Here is a 16401-nt window from a genome sequence, read left to right on the forward strand (position 1 = left end):
TTTTCGGGTTGTTCTTGATGTTTTATAATTTTTCGACAGATAGCTAGAGCTAATAGTAAATAAAATAAGCTACCAATGATACCTTTTTCTATCAATAGCTGTATGATAATATTAGGCGAAATTGAAGTCTTTGAATACGTACTATCCTGGTTAAGTGCTCGATCAACAGCAAAAATATAGTTTCTGTTTCCGTATCCGAGTAGTGGCTGTTTCTGAAAAATATCCCAACTAGCTTGTGTTGCGGTAATACGTCCTTCTGTACTCCGTTGTTGTGATGTGGTATGATTCATTAGTACAGTAGTTCTCATTTCGTTAGGAAAGAAAATGCCTGTTAAAATGATAGCTGTAATACAGATTACAAGCAAAAACCATTTTTCGTGTTTGGGTTTTACAAGTAACAACCAACTTATAATATAAACGGCTAATGCAATATAGGCACCTCGAGAGAAAGAAAAAAGTATTGCAATGACTATCAGGAAAATAAACCATCCCGAATAACGATGCGCAATGCACATCCAGCTTAACATTACAAGTAATACTTCTACCCATATATTAGTAATGTAACCTAATGGGTGAAAGAGAAAGCGGAAGTGATATATGTCCTGAAAACCAACTCCTAAAATGGATTGTCGAAACAAAAAAAAAGAACATAGCGAAAGGATAAGGGAGATACCAATAGGTAAATAGCTACTTTGCAAAACAATTCGTGTCGCATGCTTCGATGTAAAGAGTTTTCGTGATACGAAATAGGTTGTACAACAAAGCATAGATAAAAGTGTGCCATGGATAGCCGGAACTAGACAATGTGCATATAAGCAGGTTATAATATCATAGACTGTTATTAGACAGATGTATAGATCTATTACTGTCCATTGCCGTAAAGGAAGCGGATGTATTATCAACACACTACCCAAAAGTAATAATAAGCAAAGCTGATAGCTGTCCTCTATCTGAAACAAGAGAGTTGTTATTACTGCTACAAGTAAAATCGCTACGCCAGTAAATTTCTTATCTGGAAAAATAGACTTATTTTTTGACATGTTTCTTTATCAGTGGATTGATAACTTTCCATAATAAAAAACCTAGTAATCCTAGAAAGAGCATTTGTGTACCAATATTTCTCAGAAGAACAAATGGTGGTGTTATGTTATTGGACAAGTAGAGGATCAACTCGTTTATCTCATCGGGGAAGCTACTAACAAATCGGTATAGGAATTTGGGAATTATATAGAAGAAATAGAATCCCATGAATAGATTTACTACAATGGAGTATACCAATAAACCATATTTCTCAGTAGAACGCATTTGTAATAGATAAGGGACTTTATGTATTGGCAATTTGTGTAAATAGCTATACCAATATCTTAATAGTTCTTTCGAACGAGAACGCAGGTTAGGAACTCCCAATAAATCTGAAGCAATCCAATAACCGTCGAACTTGAAAAAAGGATTCAGTGTCATCAAGAAACCGAGATTCATAATCAAGATAAGATAGCGTAAAATATCATTATTTGTCAACAAAAAAACTATCAGCATAAGAATCAGCCAATAGCACTGGAAGTATACACCTGCAATATTTACTATGCAACGTTGTCTTCGATCGAGTTTCCATACTTCGGTCACTTCGGTATATAGGACTGGGAAGTTCAGGTATAGTCCAAATCCAATGCAACCATGGTGTATACCAAAGTATTTACAAGCAGAAGCATGCCCCAATTCATGGAAAAAGGAAGAGGTGAGCATAAATATGAATAATCCTACTACCATATATATATTTACTTTGTTATTGAATAGCAACAGGTCGTTGGTTGTCAAAAAAAAGTAGACATCTAGTACCGCGGTGATTATTAGAACTATTGCCATATATACTTTGTTGAATAAAAAACTGAATGTGTCTGAGAATTTGTCGATAGACGCTGGACTGAACAATTCCTTTTCGTAGAGAAAAGTGAGTTTCTTTTTGGGGGCAGCAAAAACAGGCTTGATAAACTTGCTGATAATCCGCTCCACTTGTTCTTGAGTATATTTCCCCTTTTTTCGGTTGATATAAGAAGTGATAGCTTCCTCTTCTGACTGTTTTTCCTGTAATTCTTTTACTAATTCCACAATGGGAAAGTTTGCTTCATAATATTGTCCATTATAGGATAATAAATAATGCTTGTTTTTCGTAGAAGATGCAAGAGGATGAATAATAATGTTACTATAGTCGTTCATATTATTTTACTTTTAAAATGGCACTATTAATATTTTTATCCATATTATTAGATTCACGAGATATTTTCTTCCCAAAATCAAAAGTATAAGCAATTTTCACATATCCTGTTTGTTGATAAATACGGCTAGTTTGCATTTGATTATATTTATATACTCCATAGTTACCATATTCCCGGTAATAAATATGTTTTGTAAACGGGTTTTCTGTACCTATTTCTGCCATCCAGTTATTTTGATTGTAACGAATCGAAAGTCCATAAATTCCAGGAGATTTTATAAAAGCAAGAGTTGTATTATTTAAAATTCTTTCTGGTGTTTTTGCATATACATTGATTGTGAATGATTTCAGAAAGTAATTTATATCTGTTGAAAATATAAAATTATTCTCCCTAAATTTTGATTCTCCTGGAATATTCATGTATTTGTATATTAAATTAATGTTTGCACGTAGGTTCTCAGAAATTCGGTAAGATGCCAGTAATTCAGCTTTTAATTTGTGAAAAGAGGAATTAGAGCGATAACTGGTAACCAATTTATTACTTTCAATATAAAAATCAGAGCAGATATTATTGGAATAAATGAAATACCCCAAATTGAACTGTAAGTTCACTGGTTTTATTTGAGCATTATAAGTTAATAAATATTCATATAACTTCGTATTATCTAAATTGGGATTTCCTCTCTTGATCTGAAGAAAGTCAATAGTTTGATCCATCGTGTTTAGATGGCTAAGTTCTACTTGGTCGTTTCCCATTGCGAAAGCGACAACTATTTGATGTCTTGGATTGATACGATAACGAATCCATGAGTTAGTCCTGAACGTATGGAAACGATGGAGTTCATCTCCATGTAACTTATACTTTAGTAGAGAGCCTCCAGGAGAGAATGTGAATGTAAAATTTTTGCCGATATCCTGTGAATAATTCAGAAAAAGGAGAGTTTCTCCCTGCCACAAATGTTGCCATGAAGTATAATCTCCACTATATGAGGAAGAGGTAATGTTATGGTGATGTTGAATATTACCTCCAAACGAATTATTATGTTTTAGTTGAATGTTGTAGATACCAATTGCACTGAATGAATATAAGTTTTCATTTACATTTGTAATAGACAGTTGTTTGCCCTCTGTATAATCTCTGCTATAAGTATTCTGAGTATATGAACTGTTCAGTAAAACATGTATTCGCTGATTTTCCTTTGGATGGAAGACCCCGTCCAAGCTTATAGCAGGCTTCAAGCTCTGTTGGTCTATTTTTTCATATGACTGTATGTTTTGATCTTTATACCCAGAATAACAGACGCTTTCATTTCTGTCATTGTCCGGTGTTATGTTACGAACGAAAGAAATGAACCCGAATAAGTTCCGTTTTTTGGTATTGTTACTTATTTTGAATTGGGCATATTGTTGATTGTTACTAAAATTTGCATTATTATTGGTTCGATTTCGTTTTATTGTATAATCAGGAAAAAAGATTTCCTCTTTTTTATCTTGAGCTATTCCATCATATTTTTTCATATTGTAACCACTGAAAAAAGTATAGTTGGTATTATTATGTGCTATTTTAGTTCCTATATCATACTTTCCGGCCAGATAGCCTATATTTTGTTCTCCATCCAAAGATATATACCCTCCAGTTCTGTATTCTTTGGTTATATAGTTTATAGAAGCCTTATCTCCTAGATATTTACCCGTAGGCTTATCATAATATTCTACTTTTTCAATGTCTTTTGGGCGTAAATTTTGAACTTCCCGAAAGTCTGCTCTCACTCCGTTTATATAAATGGTTGCTGCCCCTTGTGAAGTAGATACTGTTCCTTCGCGACGATTGACGGTAATGCCTGGTATCATAAGATTATACAATAGATCATATCCAGAATAGGCATGCTTTATTTGTATTTTCTCTGGTATGACAAGCAGGTGATCTTTTTTGTAGATAGAGGAATTACCCTTAATCTCAACCGCATCTAATAAGATATTGTCTGCTTTTAAAATAATCAGTGGCAATGTTTGAACTTTTTCTACCATCTCAAAATTCAAATATTTATTGATATAACCGATGCAACTAATAGCTAGAATATACTTTCCTTTTTCTATGTTATTAAATAAGAACAAACCCTTATCGTCTGTTGTCGCTCCATTAACAAATGCTGAATCCATTGTAAGAATTCTTATAGTCACAGAAGAAACTCCTTTATTAAATTCATCTTGAATGATTCCTTTCAAGATATTTTGGGCTTGTATTAGGGGGGCGAAAAAACAAAATATGAATGTTAATAAAAATAGCTTTTTCATGAGATGAGATTCTATTATGTATTTATATGGATTGCTCTATTTTTAGAAACGAATGCTTCATAGTAAAAGTTGCATCAAAAAGATTCACCTCATAAATAGAAACAAAATCTTCAGAATCAAAAAAAGATTTGTGTGGTCATATTTATGAGGTGTTTTGTTAATGTTACATCTTTATACACTAAACATATTAATGTATATTACAGTCCATACCAGCCTCACAATGAATACATTCAGATGAACTAAGGTTTGTTAATGACATATCTCCCGAAGAAGCCATATCCAATAAACCTCCTACAGCCAACGGATCAGTTTCTAAACGCTGTTCCAATTCTTGCAAGCTAAACTCAGTTAATTCTGAATTTAGAGAAACAAGTTCTTTTTTTTCTAAATCCTCTTTTTTCATGATTTGAAAATTAAATGATTAAATATTTATTTTAAATTTAGCATAAGCCCTATTGACTTCTATGCTGAATTTTTTTCGAAAAATAGCACATTGAATATTCTCTCCCAACATATTATGATAAGGGCATCCGCCACCACATAAAAGCGCGTATTTACAATGGTTACATGGTTTTTTCTGACCAATGTCTGTGTTTTTCCATTGATTTAACACTTCGTGATTCCATGTAACTCCTTCTGAGGAATAGGTACCTTTAAGATACTTTTTCTTTCCAATAACCTCCCAGCATGGATAAATATTCCCCAAAGGATCAAGTACACACCCATTTGCTTGAGCGGCACAACTTATCGATCTAAAAGTGATAGGAGTCTTTTTCGATAGTGCATTATAAATATTTTGATACATATCAGAATCTCTATCTTGATCTTTTTCTTCTTGTTGTCTTTGTTTATCAAAAAATGATTGCGCTGATAAAAAACTGAGATTTTTATGCTCTAAAGGGGATACGGAATTATTATCTTTTAATATGGCTGAATAGAATTCGAATTTAGAATAACTGTAAAATCCTTTTTCTGAAAAATAGTTTTTTAGTTCAGTATATTGTTCTATATTCCGATCGTCAGAATTCATTCTAACAACTACTTTCACCTCTTTATCTAAGGCTAATTTTACATTTTCTACAATTTTGTCAAAAGTATCATGATCTTTGTGATGTATCCTTCGTGAATCATGAATTCTTTTAGGACCATCTATTGTTATTTGGAGTTTGTAAATACTATCTGGTGCTAGTAAATTCAAGAAATGGTCTATTTCATATCCGTTAGTCACGGCTACAAATGTATAGCCCCGTTTACGTCCTTCTTCTACAATGTAGTTTACAACTGCTTTATTTTCAGCTAGCAAAGGCTCTCCTCCATAAAGAGTTATTACATTCTTTCGTAGTTTTTTGTGAGGTTGGATTTTGTCTTGAACATCATAAGCAATGTTTACTTGTTCCTTAGTGAAAGCGAGTTGATTTTTTCCATCTTTTTTGTCTCTACCCTCAAAGCAATAAGGACAGCGAAAATTACAATTGTAGGTTACCACCCATGTAAATGTTGTATATAAAATATCGCATTCTCTGTGTAATGCTTTTGCTATTCTTGCAACATAAGCATGTTCTTCTTCTTGTGTTTTTGTTGTTAAATATCCTCTTTTTAATGCCAAATAACTGTATTGTTCTTTATTTCGAATATTCTTTCTTCCTTTCCTTTGGTATAATCACGAAGCCAATATAAAGCTCCTGTCGGTATTTGTTTATAAAGTAGCTTATCATCTTCTGTTGCTGTTAATTTTCCTAATGAGTCCCAATTTCCTTTGTTCATATAAAAAAGTTCATATTCATGCCCTTTGCGAATGCCATTGTCGTCATTGCGAATAATAAAACGTATTTTTGAAATAACATTTGCTTCTTTCAACTCCAATCCACCCCAGCTAAGTGTGTCATTTGAATGGAAGAATGTCAATGGGTCATTGTCGAATAACATTTCTGCTCCATACCGCGGATAATAAATACTAGGTTCATAATTTCCAATAACTTTTCCTTTTAATGGGTTTTCTGAATTTGCAGAATAAAATTCGACTTCAGCCATATTTCCCCATGTTTTGTCTGAGGACAGATAACGTACGTATTTCACCGCTTTTGAACTTTCAGATGCAACAGTAGTATATTTGAAATTCGGATTTCTGGTAATAGTATATAATGTAACGGGATTTTTAAATTCTTGGTTGTCTGCCCCTTGAAACTGACAACCATTCATTAAAGGTGGGAGGTAAGCCAAATAATTGGGCTCTGCTTTTTTTCGTTCGAGTACATAATTTATTTTTTCTATTTGTGGTGTGTAATAGGATATATCCCCTAAAGTATCAACCAAGAATGGGTTACCTACTAATTCTAACTTCTCGTTAGCATACAGTGCAGCATGATAAACAATGTTGGGTCCAACTGCTTGAAACTGTATTTTATCTTTTTTTATATTACCCCACCCAACAGGTGTCCATCCATTTGGATCGAATACACATAGATAGGCAAATTTACGGTTTGTTTTTTCCGGTAACGGAATGCTTATATCTTTCGATTCGATGAATGGATAATTTTCTGTTACATCTGTCATATAAGCGTTTTTGAAAAATGCTGGGATATCTTCGTTTCCATGAAGCATTGCCAACGAATTTTTATGTTTACCAAAAGTTTTTCTATATACTTTGGGAATTTCGTTCTTAAAGCGAATCAAATGTTTGTCTGGATTTTGTTCTGCGCCCGAAAAATCATGGAATGTATGATTGTTGTCATATACGACATTAAATGCATGGGAGTTATTCCCACGTCCCCAATGCGGAATAATTTCTATTGCTACTGGTATTCCTAAGGCTCGCATTGCAAAAATTGCTAAATTAGCATAATCTCCACATAGTCCGAATTTGATGTTTGCTAATGTACTCGGACGTAAGTTAATTGCTAAAACGGATGTCGTTGCAATATGAATCGGCAGTTTTATTAGTTCATTATTGATAGCAACACAAGCTTGTTTTGCTGTTTGAATAGTATCTGATTGCAAAATATCTTCGAAGCGTTCCTTATATAGTTGTCTCCAAGTTTCTGGTATTTCTATTCCTACGCGATAAGGCAAAATGAACTCACAGAACTCCTCAAAATTTAAATGCTGGTTCCACGGTCGATTCCAAATAGCAAATGCTTCTTCAATATTCCTAATCAGATAGTTTGCAGATAGGGTTCGTACATCCTGATTGATAGTAGGCTTTTCTTCCGAATACTTGTTTTTTCTCCTGAACTCATCATAAATTGTTGGAATATCATATTCTTCCTGTTGGATCTGATATACAGAGTCGATAAATGCATAATATTCGTCGATTGCTTTTCCGGTATAATAGAATTTATCCGTCATATTCTCAATAAGGAAAAGAGCTGCTTTCAGTTTTAATGAGTCCTCTCCATTCTGATAATGTCGGATCACCTGAAACAATTCATCTCGGTTACTGCCTGCTTTTGATAGTGCTTCCTCTACGCCTGGAGTTGGTGTCGGCATCCGACAACTTCCCAATAGTAGAAAGCTTATTCCTACATAACCGATGATATTATGAACATTCATTTCTTTTAAATAAATAGAGTCTTGAAAAGTTGAAATCTAAACGAGTAATATTATTTCGTTAAATACCAGGTTACAGGTTGGTTGTCTTTTGTCAGTATAACCTGATAATTACCTTCCGGCAGATACGATAAAGGAATTGTCAATTCTTCTTCGGATGGAATGGTTATTACATCGATATAGATTGTTTGACCATCCGGATCGATCATTTGAATACCTATATTATCCCATTGTTTATCGGAATAAATATGGAGGTCGTTCTTTTCTATGGATAAAAAGATGGAAATGGAACGACCATCTTCTGGGTACCAATTCTCTTTATCAGCTTTAGCATTTACAGAAAAAAGAACAATCGAAATTGTTGCGAAAAATAAAGTAGTTATGAATTTTTTCCTATCCATTTTGCATTTGTTTTTGTTTACGAATGCAAATGTAGAATTAATGGTCTATTGAATGGATAAAACTGAGTTCACAAATACTTCACAAATAGTTCACAAGGGTTTAAGGCTTATAAATCAAGGATGAATTTATCTAGCATTTCCGCTTTTCCCTCTTTCCCATGTATCTTTTTGTATAGTCGGGTACGTGAGTTGCTAATAGCTGGTAAGCTAAGAAGAAGGATTTTTGCTATACCTTTGACGGGTATCTGTATTTTGATCAGGTAACAAATATGGAGTTCGTGTTCCGTTATTTGTGGATATAAGGCATACAGCTTTTCTGTAAAATTATTATAAGTCGCATCAATGATTTGTCGTAATTCTTTCCAACTCTCTTCTGTTATAGATTTGGATTTATCTTCTTGGTGGATTGCCTGATGGAATAATTGATATATGTCCGATTTGTTAAGGGATAACTTTAATAGATCCTTTTCATTTAGCCCCATTTGGATTTTTTGATTCGATACTTCCAGTAATTCTTTTTGTGATCGGATTAGTTGTTTTTTTAATGTGTCCTTTTCTCCTTCTACTTGTTGTAATAGAATGCCTAATTCCTTAATCCTCTTTTTATTATCAAGGATATAGGCTTGGCTATTCTTATATTGTTCATCTTTTAGTTGAAGTAATCTTTTTTGTTGCTCCAAAGCGATTCTTTTTTGTGTTCTTGTATAGTTCGTATAAAAAGCAGCTGAACCTATAAATATCAGCAAACAGATAATTAGTAGATAGTTTTGTTTTTCTTTCTGTTCGTTTTTTAATAATAGTTGTTGATTCTCTTTTTCTGTATGCCGATAATTATAAAGGGCATGTATTTTTCCTATTGCTTCTGTCCGGGTAATTTTTTTTATAGAATCTTCAAGTTTAAGACATTGTTGTGCATAATCGAAAGCTGAATTGAAATTTCTTTTTTGTGCTTCTATTTTTGCTAATGTATTATTGACATAACTTTGCAAATAAATATTCTGTGCTTTTCTATTATCTTGCAATGCTTTTTTGAAATAAAATTGTGCAGAATCAAGTTGTGATGTTAACAGAAAAATAGAACCTAACCCTTTTAGATATATGGCATCATCTTTTAACTTCGGAATTTTTGAGAAAACTTTTTTAGCCGAGTCCAGCTTTCCTAATTCGAGGTAAACATTACCTAACTCTGATGATATCGAATTAATCAATTTTTGATCCTTTAATTCAGTGGCTTTACTATAAGCGGCCTGGTAGTAATATTCTGCACTATCAGGTTGGTTTAACGATCCATGCATTCGCCCCAAATTTCGTAATGCATAGATAAGATTAGGATTTTCTTTTTTTTGCTTTAGCCTACAAACATAAGCTATTTTGTAAGCCTTCAAAGCATCTTCATACAACGACTGATAAGCAAATAAAGTTCCCATCTGTTCATAAATCCGCCCTAAAACCTCATACCTCTGGCTATTCTCCCCAACATCCGCTGCTTGCTGAAAAATAGCTATCGCTCGTGGCGCATCCTTCATATCCCGATAAACGGAGCCTAAATAATAATAGGCTTCCATTAGTTTATCCGTATCACCATAGGATTCATAAAAGCGAACCACTTCTTTCATCAGTGAATCGGATTTGTGTGGGATATATTTTTTATCCTTGGCTTTTGTTGTAAGCAATCCATAATACATCCGTGTTTCTTCCGGTTCGTGCTGTATGACGGAGTCGAGCGAAGACAGATAAGTAAGCGCACTATCTGGGTATTGTTCGATACAACGTTTAGCCTTTAGCATCGCTTCCGGATAGGGCCTGTCTGTCCGACAGGAAAAAAGCATGATTAGTCCGGCGAATAATAATATGGGTTTAAGTAATTTCATCCGGTTACAAAGATAGGAGAAAATATATATTTTTCGTTTATCGAATTATCAAAATGTAACTACTATACCACCCAAATCGAGTTTCTATACCGGGAAAATGAAATTACCTGACCGGGTAATGTTTTTTAACATATTAAACTGTTTATAATAACTCTTTAATGTTGGCATTTTGTCAAAAGTCCTATCTTTGTGGGAAAGAGTCTAAAGGTTGAATTTTAAACGAAAGTTTGGAGTTCAACCTTTGCTGCTTTTATAACGCCATGTGTTAACCTGTGAAGCTTCTTCTCCTTTCTTTCGCACCGGATTTGTTAACCGTTGGTGCTTCAGGTATCTAACAATTTAAAATGTATAGTTATGGCGCGTCCATTAAAAAAGGGACTGGGGTATTTCCCGTTGGATACGGATATGTTGTCCGACCGGAAAATACAACGACTGTCCCATCGGTACGGATGTAAGGGCGTCTGTACGTATCTGACCATTCTCTGTGAAATATACGGGGAGAGAGGGTATTACATTCCTTACAGCAATGATTTTTGTTTCGATATCGCTTTTACGCTTGGCTTGGAAGAGGCGGTGGTGAAAGAGATTGTACTCTACTGTGTGGCGATCCGCTTGTTCGACTGCGAACTGTTGGAATGCAGGCAGGTATTATCGTCGGCCGGTATCCAACGCCGTTTCCGGGAGATCAGCAAAAGAAATATGGCTGGAATAGATCCGGATCTGGAAATTCCCGACGACTCGGTGTATGGAGGTATTCCTGCGGCAAAAACAGCCGATAATGTAACAGAAACTCCGGTAATTGTAACAGAAACCCTGGTTTCTGCTGCAATAACCCCTGCAAATGGAAATGAAAATAAAATGAAAACAACAACACAACATGGAAAATCAAATGAAGCTCAATTTTCAAAAGATAACGGAGAGTCTGCCCGACGGGAAGAACTTATCCGTATGGCAAAAGAAGCAACAGGAGGTTGCTGATATGCATACGCGTTACGGGAATGCGGAAAAATTCCTGAATACGTTTAACCCTGATATGTAGGTGGCCACTGCGCGTTATGCCGAGCGGGCCTATTTCGGGACGGCTCCTTCGCTCGAAACGGTCTGCCTGGGGTACGGGGAGCAGACGGCTATTGTATGGAACTGTATCCAGCTGGAGAACATCAATCTGTTTGCCGGTGTAAAGGAGAAGATGCCGGTAGCCCGGCAGAGAGAGTTATCGCGGTTGATGATGGCTGAATATCCGTATCTGAAGGTGACGGAACTGTTACTCTTTTTCCATCGTTTGAAGTGCGGACGTTACGGTCGTTTTTATGGGATGGTGGATGCGCTGTTTATTACCAGTGCACTGGTGCAGTTTATGGAAGAACGTCGCACGGAAACAAAGCGTTTCCTGGCGGCACGGATGAAGGAGGATAAACCGGAAGAAAAGACGTCCGGCGGTATCACGTATCAGGAATATTTATTGCTCAAAGAAAAGAAACAAAAACCGGAAAATCATGGATAAGAACAGATCGTGGGGCCATATGGAACTGGCTCTGTTATATTTCCCGAATATTTTACCCAAATCGGCTTCTTCGCAGTTGTCGCAATGGATCCGACGGGATGAAGAGTTGCTGGCCGACCTGCTGAAGGCAGGATATAAGAAAGGACAGCGTATGTATACACCCCGCCAGGTGTCGATACTGATCGATCATTTGGGTGAACCGGAAACCTGGAAAATCCGGTAAATAAGTAACGAAGTCCCCGCGATTGGCCAGCTCGGGTTTGACCTTTGTTCTCTTTTCTTTCCTGCATTTTCGTAAACCTCTAATAAGTGAATCCAAACATCCATAATGGGATTTTATGACCGAACCCCGTTTCAATGTTGTCCATAGCAATAAAGCTATTTTTCAGATTTTGAATTTGCTTATAGTTTTTTCCTTTCCCGCCAACTTCAAAGATATATTTCTCGTCAATCATAAAGTCACCTTGTTTACTAGCCGTTAGCTTGTGATTAGCTGAACATTGGTTAGCAAAAAATGTTTCCCTAAGATTTCCTTCATTTATACTGGAAGCTGCCAATGAATGAATCAGATTTGTGTTATCCAGATATATTTTCTCCGGCTTATTCATCAGGTTCATACCTTTACCGGCTGGAGCCAATAATTTAATGAGGCCTGCTTTTTGCAAATAACCGAGATATTTAATAGCAGATGCCCTGTTGGTTTCAATTTCGGTACTTAAAGAAGTTAAGTTTGGGGAAAAAGGAACCAATGAGGATATTATCATTAGCATCTTCTTGATTTTCAGAATAGTGTTGTATTCTATTTTTTCTACCGAAGGCAGGTCATTGTCGAGTATGATGTTTACTATATTTTGCAGACGTAAAGAATATGATTCTATTCCTTCTTTGTAAAAAGGGTAGTAACCGTATTCAAGGTATTTTTTGAATTCCGGAAGAACTTTTATTTTATTAGTGATCTCTGCAGCAATGTTCATGTGATTACATATTATATCTTCCAGCGTCAATCTGGGATAATCTGTGTTCGTTTCCATAGCTAAATATTCCCTGAATGAAAGCCCATATAAGTGATAACTTATTGCACGTCTTGATAAATCCGCGTTGGATTTATATATTTCTAATATGGATGATCCGGTAAAGACTATGTGTAAATCCGGGTAACTGTCATATATGTTTTTTATTTCGATAGACCAGTTTGGATAGCGATGTACCTCGTCTACAAATAAATGAGTTCCACCAAATGTATAAAATTGATTTACTAATTCTATTAAACTGTTTTTTGTGAACCAAATGTTGTCTAAGCTCACATAGAGAGCTTTGGACCTATCTTTGAATGTGGTTTTAATATGTTGCAATAACATGGTCGTTTTACCAGTGCCACGACTACCGGTTATACCGATCAAACGGTTTTCCCAATTTATTTCATTATAGAGATATCGAAAAAAACGACTATCTGTTGCATCCAGTAGACGTAAATAGATCTGATAAAGTATATTTTCCATAACCTGTTTTATTTAATAATATGGCAAATATACCAAAAGTGTTCCGTCTGTGGAACACTTTTGATGTTAAATCGTTCCCTGGAAGGAACGATTTTGTCAAATATGATTGACAAAATATAGGCTTCGGCTCTTTGTTCTCCTCCTTATTCCTAGCTATCCCGATTGATCTCCTATTTGTTTTTATTACTCTTGATACTTTTGGCTTTACATAAAGTATAAACTAAAAAAACAGGTATCATGAGAAAAATTAATCTGATTGTTTTGCATTGTTCGGCTACCCGGGAAGATATGGAGTATACGCCTGAACAATTGGAGCGTGACCACAAGGCACGCGGATTCCTTTCTGCCGGTTATAATTATTATATCCGTCGTTCGGGAGAGATCGTTTCGATGCGTCCACCGGAGCAGATTCCGGCACATGTGAAGGGTTTTAACCGTTTTAGTCTGGGGATTTGCTATGAAGGGGGATTGGATGCCGGAGGACGGCCGAAAGATACGCGTACAAAAGAACAGAAAGAGTCGATCCGAGTTTTGTTGTTATTGTTGCTTGTCAGACATCCGGGCTGCAGGATTTGCGGACACCGTGACTTGTCCCCTGACAGGAACGGCGATGGAAAGATCACACCGGACGAGTGGTTGAAGGAGTGCCCTTGTTTTAATGCGGAGGAAGAGTATGGCAGGTTATAGGAAATTTGGGGCGATGGTCAACTGTCAGTTGTTGATCGCCGTATTGTTGTCGTTGGCAGGAGTTGTTTTATTGTTCATGGGGTTCTGGTGTAGCCCGACCGGGGAGATCCATAATTCGGTACTGGTGGGTTTCGGGGAGGTTTCTACTTTTTCCGGGGCGTTGTTCGGGGTGGATTATAGTTATAAATATAAGTACGGAAAAGATGAGAAACAGGAATAATATCGCGTTGCCAGTTGGTTTATTGAGCGTTTGTCTGTTTTTATACGGTTGTGGAGTACGGAAAAAAACAGAGTCGGAGCGGAGGTTCACGGAAAGAGATTCTTTGTCGGTCGAACGAATCGATAGCATACAGATGGGACGGCTGTGGAAGTTGGATGGTGAAACACATATCTCCTGGGAAGAAATAACCTTGTCCGTTCCTGACAGTAACGGCCAGCAGCATATTTCCAGTGTCCGGACGGCTGTGGTCGGAAACCGTTATGCTCTGACACAAAAAGATACTTGTAGCGTACAGAGGCGCTTGACTAGTGACCATTCCCGTCTGCTTCATGCCAGGGAGCAGGCAATGGCTCTTCCTACTCTCAACAGAAGAGGCTGTTGGTGGGGGATAGTAGGGTTATTTGTTGTCGGTGGGGTAGTATTGAGGATCTATAATCGTAGAAAATAGTTTTATTCGTTATAACTGATCTATTTCATAAATATAATTTGCCGATAACGGCAAAATTACCTCGAAAAATCGTGTGTCAGATAACTTCTTTATAGCGGAACACATGGGTTTTCACGTGTTCCGCGTTGTCTGTGTTTTCTTAGAATGCCGGATACCCCGGATTCTGTTTCAGGTTTTGATTGGTTTGCCAGGCATCCTGCGGGATGGGAAACAGGTTTCTGTAATCTTCACCTTTTGTATCCGGTTTCAGGAAACGGGCATTCTGGAAAGTGCCGAAGCGGATGCAGTCCTGACGGGAGTAGCATTCCCAGGCAAGTTCGAGCTTACGTTCCAGGGCAATTTCATCGAGTGTGACAGATGCATAATTGTGCTCCGAATTCTCGAACCCTCTTTGGCGGATCTCATTCACCAGGCGGGTCGCTTCTCCGTTGTCTATACCCATACGTACCAGGCATTCGGCTTTCATCAGATAGATATCGGCCAGGCGGAACAAGGCGAAGTCGTTCTCTACGCCGTCTACAGTCGATTTGTCGAAAGGCCATTTGATGGCACGGCCGCCATCTTCCTGGTTCACATCCCCCCAGGCTGTACCGTCACGTTCCGTTCCTGGGATGATCGTAACGTCTTCCGTGTGGATCAATGGACGGTCGTGAGCTGTAATGATTACTTTTCCGGTAGCCGGGTCGATCATTTCACCCAACAGGAAAGAGCCTTTTTTACGTATGTCGGCATCGTCGAACAGTTTTACATAATCCGGCTGTCCGCAGACGCCGTTGTCACCTGTCACTTTCAGTCCGAGAACCAGATTGTCCTTGTAGTGCAGGGTCCAGGCAAACAGTCGGTTACGGTAGTCTGTGTTGTTTATATCCTGATCGTTTGCACTGAAGCAAATGGGGAAAATCGTTTCCATAGACGACTCGTTGTTGCTTACGAAATTGGCTTTCCAGTCCGATTCGAGGGTATAGCCGAGTTTCATCACTTCATCGCAAGCATCCGCAGCTTCCTGCCAACGTGGAACATCGACACCCCATGCTTCGGCATTCAGATACATTTTTGCCAGTAATGCGTAGGCGGCACCTTTTGTGAATTTTCCGTAAGAAGCCGTACTGACGTCCTTCCGTAAGACATCTTTGATCTCAGTAAGCTCTTTCAGGATAAAATTATATACCTCTTTGCGCGGTGTCACGCTGGGAAGGCTGGTGTCTTTGAAATCGGTGGTAAGAGGAATGTTTCCCCAGTTATCCATCATAATGTAGAACCAGACGGCACGTACGCCTCTGATCTCGGCCAATGTTCTTTGTTTCAGCTCGTCGCTGATGAAGGTGTTGCTTTCAACGATACTGTAAACCAGGTTGCAGGTAGAGATGGATTTGGTAGCCATACTCCAGCAATTCTTTATCTGGTTGGTGTTGGCTGTCCAGGAGTGCATATGCAATTCGCGGTATTGTCCGCCATCGTACCAGTCGCCTCCTTTGCGTGTCGGGACAATGGCCATATCGCCGCTGCATTCGGACAAAGCCATGAAATTGTAGGGGACATACTGGTTTAAGCTTCTGTAAACCGGTCCGACTATGGATGCTATCTCCGCTTCGTTCTTGCCGAACTGGCCGGCTTGTACTTTGTCGTAAACAGTCTCGCCCAGGTCCATACACGAGGGCATAGAGCAAAAGAGAAGGGTTGCTCCGGCGAGTGATATTATCAATGATTTCTTTTTCATA

General features: G+C 37.4%; 15 protein-coding genes and 1 pseudogene. 6 read left to right on the forward strand and 10 right to left on the reverse strand.

From position 1 onward, the window contains the following. Positions 1-68: 68 nt before the first annotated feature. The 8 genes and pseudogenes from BQ7394_RS26595 to BQ7394_RS01625 form a co-directional block, all read right to left on the reverse strand. Positions 69-1040, reverse strand: a pseudogene (locus BQ7394_RS26595) (O-antigen ligase family protein); the annotation flags it as partial. Next, positions 1027-2214 carry a zinc metalloprotease gene (locus tag BQ7394_RS01595; protein WP_075555770.1) on the reverse strand — a complete coding sequence of 396 codons (1188 nt, stop codon included), beginning with the start codon at positions 2212-2214 and terminating at the stop codon, positions 1027-1029. The gene BQ7394_RS01595 and the pseudogene BQ7394_RS26595, both read right to left, overlap by 14 nt. A 1-nt stretch (position 2215) precedes the next feature. Continuing rightward, positions 2216-4507: a TonB-dependent receptor gene (locus BQ7394_RS01600; protein WP_075555771.1), complete on the reverse strand. Its 2292-nt coding sequence runs from the start codon at positions 4505-4507 to the stop codon at positions 2216-2218. A 187-nt stretch (positions 4508-4694) separates the two neighbouring features. Beyond that, entirely contained in the window at positions 4695-4910 is a 216-nt protein-coding gene (locus tag BQ7394_RS25925) for a hypothetical protein (protein ID WP_075555772.1), read from the reverse strand. An 18-nt stretch (positions 4911-4928) separates the two neighbouring features. Beyond that, positions 4929-6113, reverse strand: coding sequence for a radical SAM/SPASM domain-containing protein (locus BQ7394_RS01610; protein ID WP_075555773.1), 1185 nt, complete (start codon positions 6111-6113; stop codon positions 4929-4931). After that, the gene (locus BQ7394_RS01615) at positions 6104-8056 is read right to left on the reverse strand and encodes a transglutaminase-like domain-containing protein (RefSeq protein ID WP_075555774.1); all 1953 of its coding nucleotides are present in this window, start codon (positions 8054-8056) and stop codon (positions 6104-6106) included. The genes BQ7394_RS01610 and BQ7394_RS01615 overlap by 10 nt, the downstream gene beginning before the upstream one ends. Before the next feature lie 50 nt (positions 8057-8106). After that, positions 8107-8454 (reverse strand): DUF3244 domain-containing protein, encoded by a 348-nt coding sequence (locus tag BQ7394_RS01620; RefSeq protein WP_075555775.1) that lies wholly within the window; start codon positions 8452-8454, stop codon positions 8107-8109. A 107-nt stretch (positions 8455-8561) separates the two neighbouring features. Beyond that, positions 8562-10325, reverse strand: coding sequence for a tetratricopeptide repeat protein (locus BQ7394_RS01625; RefSeq protein ID WP_075555776.1), 1764 nt, complete (start codon positions 10323-10325; stop codon positions 8562-8564). 354 nt (positions 10326-10679) lie between these two features. Here BQ7394_RS01625 and BQ7394_RS01630 point away from each other — a divergent pair, with 354 nt between their 5' ends. From BQ7394_RS01630 to BQ7394_RS01640, 3 genes are all read left to right on the forward strand, one after another. After that, the gene (locus BQ7394_RS01630) at positions 10680-11303 is read left to right on the forward strand and encodes a DUF4373 domain-containing protein (RefSeq protein ID WP_075555777.1); all 624 of its coding nucleotides are present in this window, start codon (positions 10680-10682) and stop codon (positions 11301-11303) included. Between the two features lie 61 nt (positions 11304-11364). Then, a complete protein-coding gene (locus tag BQ7394_RS01635) occupies positions 11365-11829 on the forward strand; it encodes a DUF6633 family protein (protein WP_235848649.1) in 465 nt (154 codons plus the stop codon). Continuing rightward, complete coding sequence (locus tag BQ7394_RS01640; RefSeq protein ID WP_075555778.1) at positions 11822-12052, forward strand: DUF4248 domain-containing protein; 231 nt, start codon at positions 11822-11824, stop codon at positions 12050-12052. The genes BQ7394_RS01635 and BQ7394_RS01640 overlap by 8 nt, the downstream gene beginning before the upstream one ends. A gap of 79 nt (positions 12053-12131) precedes the next feature. On the opposite strand, the gene BQ7394_RS01645 is transcribed toward BQ7394_RS01640, so the two are convergent. Then, a complete protein-coding gene (locus tag BQ7394_RS01645; RefSeq protein WP_075555779.1) occupies positions 12132-13328 on the reverse strand; it encodes an ATP-binding protein in 1197 nt (398 codons plus the stop codon). Positions 13329-13565: 237 nt separating this feature from the next. Here BQ7394_RS01645 and BQ7394_RS01650 point away from each other — a divergent pair, with 237 nt between their 5' ends. The 3 genes from BQ7394_RS01650 to BQ7394_RS01660 are packed head-to-tail and all read left to right on the forward strand — an operon-like array spanning position 13566 to position 14683. Further along, positions 13566-14015, forward strand: coding sequence for an N-acetylmuramoyl-L-alanine amidase (locus BQ7394_RS01650; protein WP_075555780.1), 450 nt, complete (start codon positions 13566-13568; stop codon positions 14013-14015). Continuing rightward, positions 14002-14235: a hypothetical protein gene (locus tag BQ7394_RS01655; RefSeq protein WP_075555781.1), complete on the forward strand. Its 234-nt coding sequence runs from the start codon at positions 14002-14004 to the stop codon at positions 14233-14235. Before BQ7394_RS01650 ends, BQ7394_RS01655 begins: the two co-directional genes overlap by 14 nt. Further along, on the forward strand, positions 14219-14683 hold the full coding sequence (locus tag BQ7394_RS01660) for a hypothetical protein (protein ID WP_139317664.1): 465 nt from the start codon (positions 14219-14221) through the stop codon (positions 14681-14683). The genes BQ7394_RS01655 and BQ7394_RS01660 overlap by 17 nt, the downstream gene beginning before the upstream one ends. Positions 14684-14822: 139 nt before the next feature. Here BQ7394_RS01660 and BQ7394_RS01665 read toward each other — a convergent pair whose 3' ends face one another. Beyond that, positions 14823-16400, reverse strand: coding sequence for a RagB/SusD family nutrient uptake outer membrane protein (locus tag BQ7394_RS01665; protein ID WP_075555783.1), 1578 nt, complete (start codon positions 16398-16400; stop codon positions 14823-14825). Position 16401: the final 1 nt, after the last annotated feature.

The organism is Parabacteroides timonensis, assembly GCF_900128505.1.
GTDB lineage: Bacteria > Bacteroidota > Bacteroidia > Bacteroidales > Tannerellaceae > Parabacteroides > Parabacteroides timonensis.

Coding starts and splice junctions, on each gene's coding strand:
- BQ7394_RS01645 (WP_075555779.1), bottom strand. CDS start 13,328: ATGGAAAATATACTTTATCAGATCTATTTACGTCTACTGGATGCAACA.
- BQ7394_RS01640 (WP_075555778.1), top strand. CDS start 11,822: ATGGATAAGAACAGATCGTGGGGCCATATGGAACTGGCTCTGTTATAT.
- BQ7394_RS01600 (WP_075555771.1), bottom strand. CDS start 4,507: ATGAAAAAGCTATTTTTATTAACATTCATATTTTGTTTTTTCGCCCCC.
- BQ7394_RS01620 (WP_075555775.1), bottom strand. CDS start 8,454: ATGGATAGGAAAAAATTCATAACTACTTTATTTTTCGCAACAATTTCG.
- BQ7394_RS01660 (WP_139317664.1), top strand. CDS start 14,219: ATGAGAAACAGGAATAATATCGCGTTGCCAGTTGGTTTATTGAGCGTT.
- BQ7394_RS01615 (WP_075555774.1), bottom strand. CDS start 8,056: ATGAATGTTCATAATATCATCGGTTATGTAGGAATAAGCTTTCTACTA.
- BQ7394_RS01650 (WP_075555780.1), top strand. CDS start 13,566: ATGAGAAAAATTAATCTGATTGTTTTGCATTGTTCGGCTACCCGGGAA.
- BQ7394_RS01625 (WP_075555776.1), bottom strand. CDS start 10,325: ATGAAATTACTTAAACCCATATTATTATTCGCCGGACTAATCATGCTT.
- BQ7394_RS01630 (WP_075555777.1), top strand. CDS start 10,680: ATGGCGCGTCCATTAAAAAAGGGACTGGGGTATTTCCCGTTGGATACG.
- BQ7394_RS01665 (WP_075555783.1), bottom strand. CDS start 16,400: ATGAAAAAGAAATCATTGATAATATCACTCGCCGGAGCAACCCTTCTC.
- BQ7394_RS01595 (WP_075555770.1), bottom strand. CDS start 2,214: ATGAACGACTATAGTAACATTATTATTCATCCTCTTGCATCTTCTACG.
- BQ7394_RS25925 (WP_075555772.1), bottom strand. CDS start 4,910: ATGAAAAAAGAGGATTTAGAAAAAAAAGAACTTGTTTCTCTAAATTCA.
- BQ7394_RS01655 (WP_075555781.1), top strand. CDS start 14,002: ATGGCAGGTTATAGGAAATTTGGGGCGATGGTCAACTGTCAGTTGTTG.